Origin of the sequence: Sphingomonas sp. IC4-52 (assembly GCF_020707225.1) — a bacterium.
Classification (GTDB): Bacteria; Pseudomonadota; Alphaproteobacteria; order Sphingomonadales; family Sphingomonadaceae; genus Sphingomonas.
The window spans coordinates 1,296,483-1,315,033 of record NZ_JAJFEU010000001.1 but is presented as its reverse complement, the minus strand read 5'-3'; the positions used below and the strand labels follow the sequence as shown (position 1 = coordinate 1,315,033).

Sequence of the window (18,551 nt, the reverse complement as noted above, 5' to 3'; positions counted from 1 at the left end):
GCCTATGGCGCCCGCGAGTGCGCCTGCAGTGACTCAGGTGTCCGCGCCGAAGCCGATTACCATCACGACGCCGCTTGAGCCGGAACGGCCACCTGAGTCGCAGCGCATGGTCCGCTCAGTGGGACCGGGCGGCTTCGTGCGTCAGGCGCCGGGCGAGCAGCAACCTCCGATTGCGCCGGCGCCGCCGCGCCGCCTGGTTCCAGCCAAGCCGTCGCCGGAAATTGCGGGAAAGACTGGCCTGCTGGATCTTAGCGATAAGGTCTGCAAGTGGCCGCTTGGGCATCCCGGCGAGCCGGATTTCCATTTCTGCGGCGACAAGGTGAACCCCGGTTTCCCGTACTGCGTGGAACATTGCGGGCATGCGTATCAGGCGCAGTTGCCGCGTCGCGACCGACGCGCCGCTCCGCTGCCCTTTGGCGGCCCGCGCATGCGATAACCGTGCCATTCGCCGATTTAAGCTCAGGCCATGCCAAACCACGCGTTTGGCATGGCCTTCTTCATTCTGGCGGTTGGGAATACCGCTACGGTGTTCAGATCAATGGACGGTTGACCATCTCCCTCACTTGGACGGCTGAGGTGTCGTCATCTTAACAAGCCCGCTCTCCCGATGGCGCGATCCAGACAACCTGAAGTCATCCATCGAACTTGCCAGTAAGTTGCTGCGGCCAAGCAACCCAAAGCTCGGCCGCAGCATCAAGCATCATCAGAAGCGGAACGCTGCCGTTGCACGCAGGGAGTGCCAGCGGAACTTGTCGTCACTGCGACGGAAGTCCGTGCCTGCGCCGGCGAGCAGGAACGGATTGGTTCCAGGCGTCGTGCCGGTGCTGCCGGCGCGCACCCGGTAGTCGTTGTCCTGATACTGATGGTACATGTATTCAAGGCCCAGCGAGAAGTTGCGGCCGATCCGCTGCTCGATGCCGCCACCGCCAGTGATACCCCACTGATTGCGCTTGCCGCTCTCACTGAAGCTGTTGGCAGTGTTAGTGGTCGTGAAGTCACGATCGATGCGCGCATAGCCCGGGCCGAACGTGCCGTAGAACAAGGTGGTGTTGTTCGGCGTGTAGCCAACCCGGCCGCGGATCGATGCTTCCCAATCGACTGAGCGGGTCATCACATAGGATGCCGGCGTGCTTGAAAATGCGCTGACGCTGTCCGTGATCTCGCTCTTGCCGAATTCGCCGACTACACCGACAACGAAGTTGCCGCGCTGGTTATCCCAGCCGACGCGCCCGTAATAGGCCCAGCCATCCTTGTCGTTGGCGCAGCCTGCTGGCGTGGTGGTGTTCGTCGGGGAGGTAGCGCCCAGGGCACGCCCGTTGCAGAAACCGCCGATCGGCGGTGCGAACGCATTGGGAGCGGTCGTGGTGTTCACGACGTCGCCGAAGGTGCCGTCAAGATTGCGATCGAACAGGATCGACGACCCGACATCATTTGGCTGGACGTCGTAGCCGCCGGCTGCGCCGACATAGACGCCCGAGAAGCCGGGATCCTCGTCACTCGTCTGAGCGGAAACCGCCGGGGCGAACAGGGCGGCGGCGATGCCGGCGAGCAGCAAGTGCTTCATACGCAAACCTTTCATTACGGAACTGGAGTGGCCGGGAACGGCGGCGGTTCGAAAAAGGATGCATTTCGAAACATTGCCGGGGCGCATCTGCAGCCAGACTGTTGCCGCATTGCAACAGGTCGCGATGTGACACTCGAATGCTATATGGGAGATATGGCTGATCCAGATTTGTTCCGCGCTCCATTGCCTGCTGCTGATTACGACGCCTCATCCATCGAGGTGCTCGAAGGCTTGGAGCCGGTGCGGCGACGGCCGGGCATGTACGTCGGCGGCACGGATGAGCGTGCGCTGCATCATCTTGCTGCCGAAGTGCTCGACAATGCCATGGACGAGGCCGTGGCGGGCCATGCCACCCGCATCGAAGTGACGCTCGCCACAGGCAACCGGCTGACAATCGTAGATAATGGCCGCGGCATTCCAGTCGATCCGCATCCCAAGTTCCCGGACAAGAGCGCCTTGGAGGTGATCCTCTCCACCCTCCACTCGGGCGGAAAGTTCACGGGCAAGGCCTATGCGACCAGCGGCGGTTTGCATGGCGTCGGCATCTCCGTGGTGAATGCCTTATCCTCCGACACCGTCGTCGAGGTTGCACGCGACCGGCAGCTTTACCGCCAGCGTTTCAGCAAGGGGCAGACTCTTGGACGGCTCGAAACAGTCGGCGCAGCGCCCAATCGCAGAGGCACTTTGGTCAGTTTTGTCCCGGATGCGGAGATTTTCGGCCCCGACCTGCTCTTCAAGCCGGCGCGCCTTTACCGGCTGGCACGATCGAAGGCGTATCTGTTCGCCGGCGTTGAGATCCGCTGGAAGTGCGCGCCCGAGCTGATCAGCGATGATACTCCCGCAGAGGCCGTATTCCAGTTCCCCGGAGGTCTAGCCGATCACCTGCGCGAACAGGTGGGTGGGCGCGAATGCGCCACTGCCGACTTCTTCTCGGGATCGCAGAATTTCCACGACGAGGCGGGCCGTGTGGAGTGGGCAGTCGCCTGGCCGTTATGGTCTGACGGCAGCTACAGCTGGTACTGCAACACCATCCCGACGCCGGACGGCGGCACGCACGAACAGGGTCTTCGCCAGGCCTTGGTCCGCGGGCTGCGCGCCTTTGGCGATCTCGTCAACAACAAGCGCGCCAAGGAGCTGACCGCCGACGACGTGATGGTCGGCAGCGAGTTGATGCTGAGCGTCTTCATTCGCGATCCGCAGTTCCAGTCTCAGACCAAGGACCGGCTCACCTCGCCAGAGGCAGCGGGGCTGGTCGAAAAGGCCGTGCGTGACCATTTCGATCATTGGCTGAGCCAGAACATGGATCGCGGCCGTGCCCTGCTCGGCTATGTGCTGGAGCGGATGGACGAACGGCTGCGCCGCAAGGCCGAGCGTGAGGTGAAGCGCAAGACGGCGACGTCGTCACGCAAGCTGCGCCTGCCCGGCAAGCTGACCGACTGTGCTGCGGACAGCCCGGAAGGAACCGAGCTGTTCATCGTGGAAGGCGACAGCGCCGGTGGCAGCGCGAAGCAGGCCCGTGATCGCAAAACGCAGGCGATATTGCCGATCCGCGGCAAAATCCTGAACGTCGCCAGCGCGACTAGCGCCAAAATTCTCGCGAACCAGGAAATCGCGGATCTGATCCAGGCTTTGGGGTGCGGCACACGCAAAGAGTGTCGGCCGGATAACCTGCGATACGAACGCGTCGTCATCATGACCGACGCGGACGTCGACGGCGCGCACATCGCGACGCTGCTGATGACCTTCTTCTTCCAGGAAATGCCGGATCTGGTCCGCCGCGGGCACCTCTATCTTGCCCAACCACCGCTGTACCGTCTGACAGTTGGCGCAAAGTCGCTGTACGCCCGTGACGATGCGCACCGAGCCGAGATCGAGGCCACCGTCTTCAAGGGCAAGAAGGTGGAAGTGGCGCGGTTCAAAGGCCTGGGCGAAATGAATCCCGGCCAGCTGCGAGAAACGACGATGGACCCCGGAAGCCGCAGCCTGATCCGCATCACCTTGCCGCAGGAGTATGAGGAAAGGGCTGGTGTGAAGGATCTCGTCGATCGCCTGATGGGGACCAATCCTGCTCACCGCTTCGCGTTCATTCAGGAAAATGCGGCGCGCATGGATGAGGAAGCGATCGACGCGTGAACGCATGCGGGTGACGCAGCGGCCGCGAGTCCCTATCTGTCACTGATGCGCAAACCACGGGCCGGGCTGCCGAGCCGCCAGCAAATCCTGGATTTCATCGCCACGAGCGACACTCCCGCCGGCAAGCGTGAAATCGCGCGTGCCTTCGGGTTGACCGCGCAGGAAAAGATCGGGCTCAAGGCACTCCTGAAGGACATGGCAGACGAGGGGCTGATAGACAGCGCTCCTGGCCGCGCTTTTCACAAGATGGGTGGCCTTCCGAAAGTTACCGTGCTGCGCGTCGTGGATGTGGATGACGGTGGCAACATTTGGGCCACGCCCGAGAAGTGGGAAGCGGAAACACCGCCGCCGCGGGTGCGAGTGAAGGAACGTCGGCGCGGCGAGATCGGCGTGGGTACGCGCCTGCTGGCGCGAACGGAGGAGGCCGGTAGCGGCTGGATTGCGCACCCGATGAAGGCGCTTGCTCCGGCGGCAGAGCAAATGATCGGCGTGCTGCGGGGCGAGGGCGATCGACTGTGGCTACAGGGCGTCGAAAAGAAAGAGCGGCGCGAATATGCCGTCTCCGACGCCGGGGGCGCGGAACCTGGCGATTTGGTACTAGCCGAGCGGACTGGGCGTCCGCCGCGGATCACGGCTCGCGTTGTGGAGCGACTGGGTGATCCATTCGCGCCCCGCAGCTTTTCACTTATTGCCATTCACCGGTATGAGATCCCTCACGTCTTCGATCAGGATACCTTGGACGAGGCGGCTCGCGTCGCGAGTCAGCCGCTGGGTGAGGGGCGACAGGATCTCACTCACCTCCCGATCGTGGCGATCGACCCCGCCGACGCGCGCGACCATGACGACGCGATCTGGGCAGCGCCGGACGATGATCCGTCGAACCCCGAGGGCTGGCGCGCCGTCGTCGCGATCGCTGACGTCAGCTTCTATGTTCGTGCGGGCAGCGCTCTTGATCGCGAGGCCCGACGGCGGGGCAATTCGGTCTATTTCCCGGATCGGGTCGTGCCGATGCTGCCCGAAGTGCTTTCGGCTGATGTCTGCTCGTTGAAGGAGGGTGAAGACCGGGCGGCCATGGCATGCCATCTTCAGATCACCAAGAACGGTGCGCTCAAATCCTGGCAATTCACGCGGGCCGTTGTTCGGATTGCCAGCAATATCGCCTATGAGGATGCTCAGGCTGCCATTGATGGCAACGCCGGCGATCCGCCAGTCTCCGATGATTTGATGAAGGCGCTGAGGAACCTGTGGGGTTGCTGGGGCGCGCTGGCCGAAGCGCGGGACAAGCGTGAGCCGCTGGCCCTTGATTTGCCGGAGCGGCAGGTTGCGCTGGACGAGAAGGGGCGCTTGCTTTCGGTTGCTCCCCGTGAGCGGCTGGATGCTCATAGGCTGGTCGAGGATTACATGATCGCGGCCAATGTCGCGGCGGCCAAGGCGCTGGAGGCCAAGAAGGCGCCGGTGATGTACCGAGTGCACGAACCGCCATCGCGCGCGAAGCTGGCGGCGTTGAAGGATTATCTCGACACCTTCGATATCCCCTTCGCGCTGGGGCAGGTTATCAAGCCCGCTACGTTCAACCGCATTCTCGACCGGGTCGGCGAGGCGGATTTCCGGCCGCAGGTTATGGAGCAGGTGCTCCGCACTCAGACGCAGGCTTATTATGGCCCGGGCAACCACGGCCATTTCGGCCTTTCGCTAGGATCCTACGCCCATTTCACCTCGCCGATCCGGCGCTACGCTGACTTGCTGGTCCATCGGGCGCTGACCAGTGCCTATGGACTTGGGCCGGGAGGACTCAACGGCGACGAGGATTTTGAGCGGCTGGGCGAGACAATCAGCAAGCTCGAGCGACGCGCCATGGAGGCGGAGCGCGAGACAATCGACCGTTATGTCGCGGCATTCCTCGCAGAGCGGGTGGGGGAGATCGTAGACGTTCGTATCACCGGGATACAGAATTTCGGCTTCTTCGCCACGGTAGAGGGCGTCGGCGGCGACGGGCTGATGCCGGTAAGCGATCTCGGCGGCGAGTATTTCCGCTACGACGAGGCGGCAATGCGGCTGGTGGGCGAGACCAGCGGCGACGAATATGTGTTGGGGCAGAGGCTGCAGCTGCGTCTAGCAGATGCTAATCCGGTTTCCGGTGCACTTCGGTTCGAGATGCCGGAGGGCAAGGGTGCGCGGCCGACGCGCCGGAGCGAGCGTGAGCCTCGTGCTCCTCGCGTTCTCAAGCGTCGCGGTCGGCCGGGCAATATCAGGCATCAGGGGCGGAGGAAGTAGGTTGGCGAATATCGTGGTGCGTGTTGCGGAGCGTTATTCGACGCGTGCGCAGAACCGGATCGTGGAGCGGCTGCGTGCGGCCGGCGCGATCAAGCCGGCCAATGCAGCGTCATTCGTACCGGCTGGCCGAGGCGAGAAGCGCCTGCTGAATCGAATGCTGAAATTCGGTGCCATCGTGGCCGAGCCAGAGCATCGTTATTGGCTCGACGAGCGCAGGCTGACCAACTTTCGCAAGGAGGAACTGGCGCGAGTGCTGGGCGCCATTGCGGTCGCGGGATTCGCGGCTGCCGGCGCCATCGCTATCGGACGGTAAGCGCCGCTACCGACCTCCCCAAAAGCTAGCTGTCAATTGGAGAGGCCGGTTCGCGGTGGCTGCAAGGTGCCAAAAGCCTTGCGTCAGCCTATCGTTTAGCAGGCGGTGAAGGTGAGCCCAGCGTTCTTCGTCAGGCGATCACGTAACTGCGGTCCCATCAATGCACCCGGCGTCCAGATCCCGCCTTCGCCCTGAACGTCCTGCACCAGACACAAGGCACTTTCAGCCAGCATCTTGCTGGTCGAGCCATAGCCGGGGTCGCGATCGCCGGTCACCACCGCGTCAAGGCGAGTGCCGTCCGGCATCAGGCCGATGAACAGCACATCGTAGTGGCCGGTTTCGCGTTCTTCCTTGGTCGGGCCTTCGCCTGGCTTGGGCCCGCTGTCGCCGGCGAACGGGTTCAGCTTTGCAATCGCTTCGGCAGCCGCCTTGCCCATTTCGCCCAAGCCGGCAACCATCATCTCGTCGTAGACGAAATCACTGCCATAGCGCCCGCCGAGCAGGAAATTGGTGCGATGCACGTTCTTGGTGTTGATCGGCGCCATCACAAACGGGGCAACCCAGCAGTTGATCGTGGAATCGAACTCCGGGATGAGACCGGTCGGCTGATGAGGGCCGCTGTGTCCCGGAGTAAGTGCAAAAGGGCTGGCGAGGAGCGGTACCAGCGACGGGTCTTTGGCGGCGGTGGCGAGGGTTGCCTTGAGGCTCGCGGCAGTTCCCCCGGAAAAGCCACCTTTCATGACCCGCACCCGGCCCTTAACGCGCGGCGCGGGGCGGCCAAAGCGCTTGATCGCTGCTTCTTGCAAGGTCATCACGCCGAGGTCGAACGGAATGGAATCGAAGCCGCACGAGAAGACGATCCGTGCGCCAGTGCGCTTTGCCTCGTCATGGTGCGCGTCGATCATCCGCCGCATCCAACCTGGCTCGCCGCACAGATCCACGTAAGCGGTTCCCGTGGCGGCGCACGCGGCGACAAGATCGCTGCCGTACAGCTGGTAAGGGCCAACGGTCGAGATCACCACGCTCGTTCGCTCGCACAACGCCCGCAAAGAGGCAGGATCGTCCGAGTTGGCGGTGAGGAGCGGCAGGTGGGTGCCGATGCCCATCTCCTCGCGCACCTCCTGAAGCTTGCTGAGCGAGCGCCCCGCCATGGCCCAGCGAACACCGGTGGGGTAGGCGCCAGCGATATATTCGGCCACCAAACGCCCAGTGTAGCCGGTCGCGCCATAGACGATTACGTCGAATTCGCTCGCCATCACTTCCTCCTGCTATGCCGCTTCGCTGAACTGAAGGCTCGCCAAGCGGGCATAGAGCCCGCTGCGCGCCATCAGCGCCGCGTGGTCGCCCTGTTCGACGATCCTCCCGCCATCCATTACCACGATTCGGTTGGCCGCGCGTACGGTGGCCAGGCGATGGGCGATGACCAGCGTGGTGCGATCCGCCATCAGCCGCTCCAGGGCTTCCTGCACCAGGCGCTCGCTTTCGGCGTCGAGGGCGCTGGTCGCCTCGTCTAGCAGCAGAATCGGAGCGTCGCGCAACAGTGCGCGGGCGATTGCCACGCGCTGGCGTTGACCACCCGACAGCCGGGCACCGCCCTCGCCAAGGAACGTATCGAGCCCCTCCGGCAGCTCGCGAAGGAACTTGGCGGCGTTCGCAGCCTCGGCAGCGGCCCATAACGCATCGTCATCGGCCTCCCAGCGGCCGTAGCGCAGATTGTCTCGGGCAGACGCGGCGAAGATCACCGTTTCCTGTGGCACCATAGCGATGCGCGCTCGCACGGCGGCCGGATCGGCGTCGCGAAGGTTCACGCCGTCGATCGTCAGCCGGCCTTCCGCGGGATCGTAGAAGCGCTGAAGAAGCTGGAACAATGTCGTCTTGCCTGCGCCGGACGGTCCCACCAGAGCCACCGTTTCTCCCGGCGCTACTCGGAGTGAGAAATCGTGCAGCGCGGCCGTGTCCGGGCGCGAGGGATAACGGAACTCGACATGCTCGAACGTCACCTCGCCGCGGGCAAGCTCGACAAGCGACATGGGGCGGGCAGGGGCAGCGATATCCGGCGTTTCGGACATGAGCTCCGCCAGCCGGCCAGCCGCACCGGCACCGCGCAGCAGCTCGCCATATACCTCTGTCAGCGCGCCAAAGGCGCCTGCCACGATGCCGCCGGTCAGCACGAATGCAGCGATCGACCCGCCGGAGAGCCGGCCCGCGGCAACGTCCGTTGCTCCCTCCCACAAGACCAGGGTGATCGAGCCGAAGACCAGGCCGATGACGATTGCGGTCATCACGGCGCGTAACAGGATACGCCGCTCGGCGGCCGCCATCGTTGCCTCGACCGCTCCGGCGAAGCGTTGGGCCTCACGGCGCTCCTGCCCGAACGCCTGGACGATCTTCATCGCGCCCAATGTTTCGGTCACCATGGCGCCGACGTCTGCAACTCGATCCTGCGAGGTCCGCGAGTAGTTGCGCACCTTCCGACCAAGCAACATGATCGGCAGGATTACCAGCGGAATGCCGAGGCATAACAGGCCGGCAAGTTTCGGCGATATGGCAAACAGGTAGACCAGACCGCCTATGCCGGTGAAGGCGTTGCGAAGGGCCACCGATACGGTGGTCCCCACCACCATCTCGATCTGTGCCGTGTCCGCCGTCATCCGGCTGGCGATTTCAGAAGGACGGTTTTCCTCGAAGAACCTGGGGCTCAGTGTGAGCAGGTGGCGCTGCACGCTGGTGCGGATGTCGGCAACGACTCGCTCGCCCAGCCAAGACACGAAGTAGAAGCGCACGGCGGTGCCGATCGCCAACACGGCGACGATCATCAGCATATAGTGGAAGGCGCCGGCGACCGCTTCGCCAGCATTTGCCGTAAACCCCCGGTCTATCACTCGCTTGAAGCTATAGGGGATGGCGATCGTCGCCGCCGACGTGATCGCGAGCGCGGTCCAAGCGGCAGCGATCTGCCCAGGGTAGCGCTTGGCGTGGCGCCAGACGAGAGCGAGATTGCCGATCCGGCGCGTTGAGGGCGGCTCCACCGCCGCGTTGCTGGCCATGCGGGGGCACCTAGCAGCGCCCGAGGTGTGGCTCAATCGCCACCGTCTCAAGGCAATCGGCAGCGCCCCTGATTGTGCAGGTGCACAATACTTATATGGTGCCAGTGCCTTCCTGCGCTACAGGATACCCGATGCTCTACGATGCCTATGAGTTCCAGCGCTCACTGCTAGCAACGGCAAGTGCAATGGCCAATTTTGGCGCGGGCATGTTGCAGAACCCGGCAAACCCCTTCGCCTATTTCGGCGGCGGACAGATCATGGGCTCGGCGCTTGAGGTGTTCGCGCATGCTGCGGCACCGCGTGGAAAGCCGAACTTTGCGCTCGACCATGTTCTGATTGATGGGCAGCATGTCGCGGTGCGCGAGGAAGTCGTTCTTCGCAAGCCTTTTGGTCAGCTGAAGCGGTTCGTGCGCGACGGTGTCACGGGCGGCCCGCGGCTGCTGATCGTGGCGCCGATGTCGGGGCACTTCGCAACGCTGCTGCGAGGGACGGTCGAGCGGATGCTGCCCTTTGCCGACGTGTACATCACCGATTGGGCGGACGCGAAGCTCGTGCCACTCGCGGAAGGCAGCTTCGACCTCGACGACTATATCGATTATCTCGTCGAGTTCCTCGAGGCGATCGGTCCCGGTGCGCATATGCTGGCTGTCTGCCAGCCATCAGTACCGTCCTACGCCGCTGCTTGCCTGATGAGTGCCCAGCAGCATCCATGCCGACCAAGGACGCTGACCATGATGGGCGGTCCCGTGGATACCCGCGAGGCACCTACCGCGGTCAACCAGTTGGCAACCGAGCGACCGCATGCCTGGTTCGAGCAGAATGTGATCGCGACGGTGCCGGCCATGTACCCGGGTGCGGGGCGACGCGTATATCCTGGCTTTCTGCAGCTCACCGGCTTCATGTCGATGAACTTGGGCAATCACATGATGAGCCATTGGGAGATGTTCAAACATCTCGTCCGTGGCGACGGTGAAAGCGCCGATGCGACCAAGGAGTTCTACGACGAATATCGCTCGGTCTGTGACATGACGGCGGAATATTACCTGCAAACGATCGACCAGGTTTTTCAGCGTCATGCGCTGCCCAGAGGAGCGATGACCCACCGCGGTGTTCCGGTGGACCCGGCCGCGATCACCGATATCGCCATCCTCGCCGTCGAAGGGGAGCGAGACGACATTTCGGGGCTTGGCCAGACCAAGGCGGCGTTGACGCTCGCAAGCAATCTGCCGGCGGACATGAAGCGCTATTACATGGCCGAGGGCGTCGGCCACTATGGCATCTTCAACGGGTCGAAGTGGCGCGACAGGATTGCGCCTGTCGTAGAAGCGTGGATTGCCGCGCACGATTGACGCGGCCCTCAACGTGAACCTGCCCGAGCCGAGGCGCAAGGTTAGTCTTGCTTGCTTGGAGCAACGCTTTGCGATCGCTGCCAGCAACGCTCGAAGACTAGCTACTCGGCCGGTCAGGTCGGGGCTTCCGCCGATCGTCGGCTAGAAGCCCCGCGTCGGCCGATCAGGCGATCGAGCCGACCTTCGCGTGACTTGACGACTCCGATGCATCGATCGTGCCGCCGAATAGCATCTTCAACCTGCCGCTCAGCGCAACATCGGTCTCCCACAGCTCAGCCGAAGTGACGTCGAAACGGTTGAGGCGAGCATCAGCCTTGCCGTTCGGGAACCACGCCTGGACCCGATTGTCCCAAAGGCGGTCAAACGTGGCCTGGTCCGTCTCCTGCGACACCCGACCTGCAAGGCAGGCGAAGAAATCGTGACCTTTGCCCACGAATTGAGCCATGGCCTTGCCACCCTTCGCGATGCGATTGTCGTGAGCGGAGAAGATGAACAAGGTGTTCGGCTGAGACTCGTCAAGTTTGACGTTCATCGGCTCCGAATGCTCACCATCCATCAGCCCGATCATCACGAACGGACTTTCTTCCACCTTGCGAAGAAAAGTCTCGGCGACTTCCTGCGGGCTGTCGTGACTGGCCATCTCATCGTCTCCTGCTTTGGATTTACCGGGAGAACGTGAGCGGCGTGGGTTGGTTGCGTTGGGTTAATGAGCGTCACCGCTGGCGAGTGATCGTGAACGACCGCGGACGAAACGAAAATGGCCCCGGACGCTGGTGCGTGCGGAGCCATTCTCAATAAGTTAGCCGTCGCCGGCGGGGCACGAGCGCCCCGCTAGAGACTCCGGTTCAAAGAACCTCGAACAGGCCCGCTGCGCCCATGCCGCCGCCGACGCACATCGTGATCACGACATACTTAGCGCCGCGACGCTTGCCTTCGATCAGCGCGTGGCCCGTCATGCGCGCGCCCGACATGCCGTACGGGTGGCCGATCGAGATCGCGCCGCCGTTCACGTTCAGCAGCTCGTTGGGGATGCCCAGCTTGTCACGGCAGTACAGCACCTGCACCGCGAACGCCTCGTTCAGCTCCCACAGGCCGATGTCGTCCATCTTCAGGTTGAAGCGCTCGAGCAGCTTGGGGATCGCGAAGACCGGGCCGATGCCCATCTCGTCCGGCTCGGTGCCGGCAACGGCCATGCCGACATAGCGGCCCAGCGGGGTCAGGCCCTTCTTCTCGGCCAGCTTCTCTTCCATCAGCACGCTGGCCGATGCGCCGTCCGACAGCTGCGAGGCGTTGCCGGCGGTGATGTTGAGGTCCGGGCCAAGCACCGGCTTCAGCGACTTCAGGCCCTCCAGCGTGGTGTCCGGGCGGTTGCCCTCGTCCTTCGCCAGCGTCACTTCCTTGTAGGAGACTTCCTTGGTCTCCTTGTCGGTGATCGCCATGTTGGCGGTGACGGGGATGATCTCGTCATCGAACTTGCCGGCGGCCTGCGCGGCGGCGGTGCGCTGCTGCGACTGGAAGCCATATTCGTCCTGCGCGTCGCGGCTGATGCCATAACGCTTGGCCACCACTTCGGCGGTCTGCAGCATCGGCATGTAGATGTCCTTGTGCATCTCGACCAGTTCTGGGTCGGGCTGCACGCGCATCTGCGGCGTCTGGACGATGCTGATCGAATCGACGCCGCCGCCCAGCGTCACGTCCATGTTGTCGACCACGATCTGCTTTGCGGCAGTCGCGATCGCCATCAGGCCCGATGCGCACTGGCGGTCGAGCGACATGCCCGAGACCGAGGTGGGGAGGCCGGCGCGCAGCAGCGAGGTGCGCGCAATGTTGGTCGCCTGCGCGCCCTGCTGGAGCGCGGCGCCCATCACGACGTCCTGGATTTCAGCACCGTCGATCCCGGCGCGCTCGACGGCGGCCTTGATCGCATGGCTGGCGAGCGTCGGCGACAGCGTGTTGTTGAACGCGCCACGATAGGCCCGGCCGATCGGCGTACGGGCGGTGGAGACGATGACGGCGGAACGCATGGTTGTTGTCCTTGGGTAAGGTTGGTGGCCGGTCCGCCCGCGGCTGCGGGCGGCGCTCCCTGGGGAGGGCGGCGGTCAGGAAGATATCAGGTGAAGACCTGGGTGATCCACTCCGCGATCATCGCCGGCTTTTCGCTGCCTTCGATCTCGATCGTGGTCTCGGTGGTGAACTGGTACTGGCCCGGGCGCTTCTCGTCGAATTCGGTCAGCTTCGAACGGCCGCGCACGCGCGATCCCGACGGAACCGGCGCGAGGAAGCGGACTTTGTTGCCGCCGTAATTGACGCCCATCTTCACGCCGTCGAGCCGCGGCATGTCCGGGTTCTTGGCCGACAGCAAAGGCAGCAGCGACAGCGTCAGGAAGCCGTGCGCGATGGTGGTGCCGAACGGCGTCTGCTTGGCGCGTTCCGGGTCGATGTGGATGAACTGGTGGTCACCGGTCGCGTCGGCGAACTTGTTGATCATTTCCTGGGTCACTTCGACCCATTCGGACACGCTTTCCTTGCCGATCGCGGCCTTCATCTCGTCTGCGTTCACGAAGACTCCCCTTGGCTTCCTCATCCCGTTCGCGGGTGCAGCGCACCTGTAGTCGCGTGGGCGCCAGCCTCGCAACCCTTGTGAACCGCAGGATGGAATTTGCCGCTTTACAGGGGCCGTATCGGCGAACCGCACCTTCGAAAATGCCGTTACGGCAACTGCCACTGCAGCGACTCGCTTGCCTGTGCCACCATAAATAATGTTATGGTCGTCGGCGAAGCTGCCGGAGGGGCGGCGCAAGTAAGGAGAGGCAGCTTGGCGTACGAGCAGATCATCTATGACGTGAAGGACGGTATCGCGACGATCACGCTGAACCGGCCGGAAAAGCTCAACGCATTCACCGGCACGATGATGGCCGAGATGATCGACGCGTTCGACAAGGTGGATGCCGATGACGACGTGCGCTGCGTCATCGTGACGGGCGCTGGCCGCGCCTTCTGCGCCGGCGCGGATCTGTCGGCGGGCGCCAAGACCTTCGATTATGACAATCGCACCGATCGCCCCGATCACGGCAGCGGCCAGGGCGGCCTCACCTATGAGATGGAGGAGGCGCGCGACGGCGGCGGCCGGCTGACGCTGCGCATCTTCGAATGCCTGAAGCCGGTGATCGCCGCGGTAAACGGCCCCGCGGTCGGCATCGGCTCCACCATGCAGCTGCCGATGGACATCCGCATCGCCAGTGACACCGCGCGCTTCGGCTTCGTGTTCGCCCGCCGCGGCATCGTCCCGGAGGCCGCGTCCAGCTTCTTCTTGCCGCGCGTCGTCGGCATCAACCAGGCGCTGGAATGGTGCTTCTCGGGCCGCGTCTTCGATGCGCAGGAGGCGCTGAATGGCCGTCTCGTGAAGCAGGTGGTGCCGGGCGGCGAGCTGCTCGCCGTCGCCAACGCCCTTGCCCGCGAGATCGCCGACAACACCGCGCCCGTGTCGGTCGCGCTCACCCGCCAGATGCTGTGGCGCGGCCTCGGCATGAGCCACCCGATGGATGCGCATAAGATCGACAGCCGCGCGATCCTCTCGCGCGGCCGCTCAGGCGATGCGAAGGAAGGCGTCACCTCCTTCCTCGAAAAGCGCACGCCGGTGTATCCGGACAAGGTGTCCGAGGCGATGCCGGACTTCTTCCCGTGGTGGGAAGAGCAGAAGTACGCCTGACACGCCGTTGACCCTTCGGCGCTCCACCTGCGTTATAGCAGGGCATGAGCGCCGAGGATGACAAGAGGCTGGCCGCGGAAGCTGCGGTGGCGGAGGTTCGGGACGGGATGACCGTCGGCCTCGGCACCGGATCGACCGCGGCCTTTGCCATTTCGGCGCTCGCACATCGGGTTGCGACCGGGCTTAAAGTGCAGGCGGTTGCGACGAGTAAGGCGACGGCGCGGGCGGCTCAGTCCGCAGGGATTGAGGTCATCGACTTTGCGGACTGCCCGGCAGTGGACATCGCCATTGATGGCACCGACGAAATTGACGAGCGCTTCTGGGCTATCAAGGGCGCGGGCGGCGCCATGCTGCGGGAGAAGGCTGTCGCAGCGGCGGCGCGGCGCTTCATCGTGATCGCCGATGGCTCCAAGCGGGTGGCAAGGATCGGTGCCGCGAAACTCCCGGTGGAAGTGCTACCCTTCGCGCGTAGCTTTGTTGTGACAAAGCTTGCTGCGCTCGGCGCGGCAGTGAGCATCCGACCGGACTACCGAACCGACAACGAAAATCTCGTGGCAGACTGCCGCTTCCAATCCATGGCCGATCCGCGCGCGCTGGCGGCGCAGATCATGTCGATCCCGGGCGTGCTTGGCCATGGATTGTTTCTGGACGAGGTGGATGCGACCTATATCGCAGCACGCGGTACCGTTGCGCGACTGGAACGCGACGAACGGAGCGACTAGAGGGGCCGCGACTCGGCAACCGGGCATTGGCCCGGACGTTCGATCCCACATCAGCGAGGCCCCCGATGACCGACACCGCCAATCCCGCGAACGTTCATGAGGACGGCACGTCCGAGCGACTTGAGATCGACACGATCCGTACGCTGTCGATGGATGCGGTGCAGGCAGCCAATTCGGGCCACCCCGGAACGCCGATGGCCCTCGCGCCGGTAGGCCATACGCTTTGGACTAAGTTCCTGCGCTACGATCCTGCGCAGGCGAACTGGCCCAACCGCGACCGCTTCGTCCTGTCGGTTGGCCACGCCTCCATGCTGCTTTATTCGCTGCTGCATCTCGCCGGCGTGAAGCAGCCCGATGGCGCCCCCGCGGTCAGCCTTGAAGATATCAAGCAGTTCCGCCAGCTCGGCTCCAAGACGCCGGGCCATCCGGAATACAGCCACACCGTCGGCGTCGAGACGACCACCGGCCCGCTCGGCCAGGGCTGCGGCAATTCGGTCGGTATGGCGATCGCGGAGCGCTGGATGGCGGCGCGATACAACAAGCCCGGCTTCACCCTGTTTGACCACAGCGTCTACGCGCTGTGTGGTGACGGTGACATGATGGAAGGCGTCGCTTCGGAAGCCGCCAGCCTCGCGGGCCATCTGAAGCTCTCGAACCTCTGCTGGATCTACGACAGCAACCAAATCTCGATCGAGGGCGACACCGACCTGGCGTTCAACGAGGATGTTGGCAAGCGCTTCGAGGCGTATCACTGGAACGTCATCCACGTGGATGACGCCAACGACGTTCCCGCGCTCACCAGGGCGTTCGAACAGTTCCGCGCCACCACCGACAAGCCGACCTTGATCATCGTGAAGTCGGTGATCGGCTGGGGCTCTCCGCGCGCCGGTAGCGAGAAGGCGCATGGCGAAGCGCTGGGCGAAGAGAATGTCCGCCTGACCAAGGAAGCCTATGGCTGGCCGACGGACAAAAACTTCTATGTGCCGGAAGGCGTGCAGGAATCCTTCGAGCAGGCCGTCGCCAGCCGCGGCGTGCCGTTGCGCGCGGCGTGGGACGCGACGCTTCAGAAGTATCGCACCGAGCATCCCGAGCTCGCCAAGGAAGTCGATGCCATCATCAGCGGCACGCTGCCGCAGGGTTGGGACGCTGATATCCCGACCTTCGACGCTGATCCCAAGGGCCTCGCCAGTCGCGATGCCGGTGGCAAGGTGCTGAACGCGATTGCCAAGAAGATGCCGTGGCTGATCGGCGGCTCGGCGGATCTCGCGCCGTCGACGAAGACCGACATCAAGGGCGAGGCGAGCTTCTCGCCCAGCGATTATGCGGGCCGCAACTTCCACTTCGGCGTGCGCGAACATGCCATGGGCTCGGTCGCGGTCGGCATGGCGCTGTCGGGGTTGCGTTCCTACGGCAGCACCTTTCTCGTCTTCCTCGATTACATGCGCCCACCGGTCCGCCTTTCGGCGCTGATGGAGCTCGGCACCACCTGGATCTTCACGCACGACTCGATCGGCGTGGGCGAGGACGGCCCGACGCACCAGCCGATCGAGATGCTGGCCATGATGCGCGCGACGCCGGGCCTCGACATGATCCGGCCCGCCGACGCGAATGAGGTCGCGGCTGCATGGCGCGCGATCGTGGAAACGCCGAAGCAGCCCGCCGCGCTCGTGCTCTCGCGCCAGGCATTGCCCACGCTTGACCGTTCCAAGTACGCCAGCGCGGATGGCGTGAAGCAGGGCGGCTATGTTCTCGCCGACAGCGATGGTACGCCGGACGTGATCCTGCTGGCGACGGGCAGTGAAGTCAGCCTTGCGCTTGAGGCGCACGAAAAGCTGCTCGCCGATGGGGTGAAGAGCCGTGTCGTCTCCATCCCCAGTTGGTACCGCTTCGAGAAGCAGAGCGACGCGTACAAGGAAAGCGTGCTGCCCAAGGCGGTGACCGCTCGCGTCGCGATCGAGATGGCCGGCGAGATTGGCTGGGAGCGTTACGTCGGCCTTGCCGGCAAGACCATCACCATGTCCACCTTCGGTGCCTCGGCGCCGATCGCCAAGCTTGCCGACAAATTCGGCTTCACCGCCGATAACGTGGTGAAGGTGGCGAAAGAGGTCATGGCTGCCTAACTGGTAATGACACCCCCGTCCGGTCCGAGCGAAGTCTAGGACCGGGACCGGACGGGCCGGCGTTGCTACACGCCAACGTGTCTCGACTTCGCTCGACACGAACGGACGGAGACAGGACAGATGGGCAAGCTCAACGATCTCGCGAACGCAGGCCAAGCGGTATGGCTCGACTTCGTGGACCGCAAGTTCCTCGAGGAAGGCGGGCTGGAGAAGCTGGTGGCCGAGGATGGCGTGACCGGCGTGACCTCCAATCCCACCATTTTCCAGAAGGCCATGGGCGAGGGCACTGCTTATGACGGCACGCTCGCGGCGTTTGACAAGGCGAACCCCGGCGCGCCGGCAATGGACCGGTACGAACATCTTGCCATCCAGGACATCAAGGCCGCCGCAGAGACGCTTCGCCCGGTCTATGATCGGCTGAACGGCAAGGATGGCTACGTCAGCCTTGAGGTCTCGCCCTATCTCGCCAACGATACCGATGGTACGATCGCCGAGGCCGAAAAGCTGTGGAAGGCAGTCGATCGTCCCAACCTGATGATCAAGATCCCGGGGACGCCGGCCGGCGTGCCTGCGATTGCCGCCACCATCGCCAACGGGATCAATGTCAACGTCACGTTGCTGTTCTCCCAGCAGGCGTACCAGGCCGTGGCGATGGCCTATGTTGAGGGGCTGGAGCAGCGCGTTCAGCGCGGGCAGCCGATCGACCGGATCGCCAGCGTTGCCAGCTTCTTCATCAGCCGTATCGACAATGAGATCGACAAGAAGATCGACGCCGGCACGGGCGGCGAGGAAGCGAAGGCGCTGAAGGGCAAGGTGGCAATCGCAAACGCGAAGCTCGCCTATGCCTGGTATCAGGAGTTCATCGCCTCGGACCGCTGGCAGGCGCTCGCTGCCAAGGGCGCGCAGCCGCAGCGGCTGCTGTGGGCCTCGACCGGAACGAAGAACCCGGACTATCCGGATACCCTCTACGTCGACACGCTGATCGGCCCTGACACGGTCAACACCATGCCGCCGAAGACCCTGGACGCGTTCCGCGAGCGCGGAACCGCTCGGGTCACGCTAACCGAAGACGTTGAGGGCGCCCGCCAAATCCTGGCCGATGTCGAGCGGCTCGGGCTTGATCTTGCCGAGGTCACAGAACGGTTGGTGGAAGAGGGCGTGGCATCGTTCAGCAAGTCTTTCGATGACCTGCTCGGCTCTATCCAGGCCAAGCATCCCGCGGAGGCTTGATCAGCCTGCGGAACGGAAACCTGTCCTCCACCGTTCGCGATGAACCCGGCGAAAGGCGTGCAAAGGGCCACGTGGCCCGGCTTGCGCTTT

Annotated in this window: 15 protein-coding genes; 9 read left to right on the top strand and 6 right to left on the bottom strand. The window is 63.9% G+C overall.

What is annotated here, in order from left to right; all coding sequences use genetic code 11:
* The coding region (locus LK535_RS06500; RefSeq protein ID WP_227771011.1) for a GcrA family cell cycle regulator at nucleotides 1–436 on the top strand (436 nt) is incomplete at its 5' end.
* Between the two features lie 267 nt (nucleotides 437–703).
* Here the strand turns inward: LK535_RS06500 and LK535_RS06495 are convergent.
* Entirely contained in the window at nucleotides 704–1,564 is an 861-nt protein-coding gene (locus LK535_RS06495; protein WP_227771010.1) for an outer membrane protein, read from the bottom strand.
* 153 nt (nucleotides 1,565–1,717) lie between these two features.
* Between LK535_RS06495 and parE the strand changes: the two genes are divergently transcribed.
* Genes parE through LK535_RS06480 form a run of 3 tightly spaced genes read left to right on the top strand, consistent with a single transcriptional unit; the run spans nucleotide 1,718 to nucleotide 6,284 of the window.
* The gene (gene parE, locus LK535_RS06490) at nucleotides 1,718–3,697 is read left to right on the top strand and encodes a DNA topoisomerase IV subunit B (protein WP_227771009.1); all 1,980 of its coding nucleotides are present in this window, start codon (nucleotides 1,718–1,720) and stop codon (nucleotides 3,695–3,697) included.
* Between the two features lie 45 nt (nucleotides 3,698–3,742).
* Nucleotides 3,743–5,971 carry a ribonuclease R family protein gene (locus tag LK535_RS06485; RefSeq protein WP_227771008.1) on the top strand — a complete coding sequence of 743 codons (2,229 nt, stop codon included), beginning with the start codon at nucleotides 3,743–3,745 and terminating at the stop codon, nucleotides 5,969–5,971.
* A 1-nt stretch (nucleotide 5,972) separates the two neighbouring features.
* The gene (locus LK535_RS06480; RefSeq protein WP_227771007.1) at nucleotides 5,973–6,284 is read left to right on the top strand and encodes a hypothetical protein; all 312 of its coding nucleotides are present in this window, start codon (nucleotides 5,973–5,975) and stop codon (nucleotides 6,282–6,284) included.
* A 95-nt stretch (nucleotides 6,285–6,379) separates the two neighbouring features.
* Here LK535_RS06480 and LK535_RS06475 read toward each other — a convergent pair whose 3' ends face one another.
* Entirely contained in the window at nucleotides 6,380–7,540 is a 1,161-nt protein-coding gene (locus LK535_RS06475; RefSeq protein ID WP_227771006.1) for a saccharopine dehydrogenase family protein, read from the bottom strand.
* A 12-nt stretch (nucleotides 7,541–7,552) separates the two neighbouring features.
* Entirely contained in the window at nucleotides 7,553–9,331 is a 1,779-nt protein-coding gene (locus tag LK535_RS06470) for an ABC transporter transmembrane domain-containing protein (RefSeq protein WP_227771005.1), read from the bottom strand.
* Nucleotides 9,332–9,462: 131 nt separating this feature from the next.
* Here LK535_RS06470 and LK535_RS06465 point away from each other — a divergent pair, with 131 nt between their 5' ends.
* Nucleotides 9,463–10,680 (top strand): polyhydroxyalkanoate depolymerase, encoded by a 1,218-nt coding sequence (locus tag LK535_RS06465; RefSeq protein ID WP_227771004.1) that lies wholly within the window; start codon nucleotides 9,463–9,465, stop codon nucleotides 10,678–10,680.
* A 163-nt stretch (nucleotides 10,681–10,843) separates the two neighbouring features.
* Here LK535_RS06465 and LK535_RS06460 read toward each other — a convergent pair whose 3' ends face one another.
* The 3 genes from LK535_RS06460 to LK535_RS06450 all read right to left on the bottom strand — a co-directional run bounded on the left by LK535_RS06460 (nucleotide 10,844) and on the right by LK535_RS06450 (nucleotide 13,225).
* The gene (locus tag LK535_RS06460; RefSeq protein WP_227771003.1) at nucleotides 10,844–11,320 is read right to left on the bottom strand and encodes a pyridoxamine 5'-phosphate oxidase family protein; all 477 of its coding nucleotides are present in this window, start codon (nucleotides 11,318–11,320) and stop codon (nucleotides 10,844–10,846) included.
* Nucleotides 11,321–11,525: 205 nt separating this feature from the next.
* Nucleotides 11,526–12,704 carry an acetyl-CoA C-acyltransferase gene (locus LK535_RS06455; protein ID WP_227771002.1) on the bottom strand — a complete coding sequence of 393 codons (1,179 nt, stop codon included), beginning with the start codon at nucleotides 12,702–12,704 and terminating at the stop codon, nucleotides 11,526–11,528.
* Nucleotides 12,705–12,790: 86 nt separating this feature from the next.
* Nucleotides 12,791–13,225, bottom strand: a complete 435-nt coding sequence (locus tag LK535_RS06450; RefSeq protein ID WP_227771102.1) for a MaoC family dehydratase — start codon at nucleotides 13,223–13,225, stop codon at nucleotides 12,791–12,793.
* Nucleotides 13,226–13,495: 270 nt separating this feature from the next.
* Here LK535_RS06450 and LK535_RS06445 point away from each other — a divergent pair, with 270 nt between their 5' ends.
* From LK535_RS06445 to tal, 4 genes are all read left to right on the top strand, one after another.
* Entirely contained in the window at nucleotides 13,496–14,389 is an 894-nt protein-coding gene (locus LK535_RS06445) for a crotonase/enoyl-CoA hydratase family protein (protein WP_227771001.1), read from the top strand.
* Nucleotides 14,390–14,433: 44 nt separating this feature from the next.
* Entirely contained in the window at nucleotides 14,434–15,111 is a 678-nt protein-coding gene (rpiA, locus tag LK535_RS06440) for a ribose-5-phosphate isomerase RpiA (protein WP_227771000.1), read from the top strand.
* Between the two features lie 65 nt (nucleotides 15,112–15,176).
* Entirely contained in the window at nucleotides 15,177–17,231 is a 2,055-nt protein-coding gene (gene tkt / locus LK535_RS06435; protein ID WP_227770999.1) for a transketolase, read from the top strand.
* A gap of 120 nt (nucleotides 17,232–17,351) precedes the next feature.
* Nucleotides 17,352–18,461 carry a transaldolase gene (gene tal / locus LK535_RS06430; protein WP_227770998.1) on the top strand — a complete coding sequence of 370 codons (1,110 nt, stop codon included), beginning with the start codon at nucleotides 17,352–17,354 and terminating at the stop codon, nucleotides 18,459–18,461.
* The last annotated feature ends 90 nt before the right edge of the window (nucleotides 18,462–18,551 follow it).

Coding starts and splice junctions, on each gene's coding strand:
- LK535_RS06495 (WP_227771010.1), bottom strand. CDS start 1,564: ATGAAGCACTTGCTGCTCGCCGGCATCGCCGCCGCCCTGTTCGCCCCG.
- parE (WP_227771009.1), top strand. CDS start 1,718: ATGGCTGATCCAGATTTGTTCCGCGCTCCATTGCCTGCTGCTGATTAC.
- LK535_RS06485 (WP_227771008.1), top strand. CDS start 3,743: ATGCGCAAACCACGGGCCGGGCTGCCGAGCCGCCAGCAAATCCTGGAT.
- LK535_RS06475 (WP_227771006.1), bottom strand. CDS start 7,540: ATGGCGAGCGAATTCGACGTAATCGTCTATGGCGCGACCGGCTACACT.
- LK535_RS06470 (WP_227771005.1), bottom strand. CDS start 9,331: ATGGCCAGCAACGCGGCGGTGGAGCCGCCCTCAACGCGCCGGATCGGC.
- LK535_RS06465 (WP_227771004.1), top strand. CDS start 9,463: ATGCTCTACGATGCCTATGAGTTCCAGCGCTCACTGCTAGCAACGGCA.
- LK535_RS06460 (WP_227771003.1), bottom strand. CDS start 11,320: ATGGCCAGTCACGACAGCCCGCAGGAAGTCGCCGAGACTTTTCTTCGC.
- LK535_RS06455 (WP_227771002.1), bottom strand. CDS start 12,704: ATGCGTTCCGCCGTCATCGTCTCCACCGCCCGTACGCCGATCGGCCGG.
- LK535_RS06450 (WP_227771102.1), bottom strand. CDS start 13,225: ATGAAGGCCGCGATCGGCAAGGAAAGCGTGTCCGAATGGGTCGAAGTG.
- rpiA (WP_227771000.1), top strand. CDS start 14,434: ATGAGCGCCGAGGATGACAAGAGGCTGGCCGCGGAAGCTGCGGTGGCG.
- tkt (WP_227770999.1), top strand. CDS start 15,177: ATGACCGACACCGCCAATCCCGCGAACGTTCATGAGGACGGCACGTCC.
- tal (WP_227770998.1), top strand. CDS start 17,352: ATGGGCAAGCTCAACGATCTCGCGAACGCAGGCCAAGCGGTATGGCTC.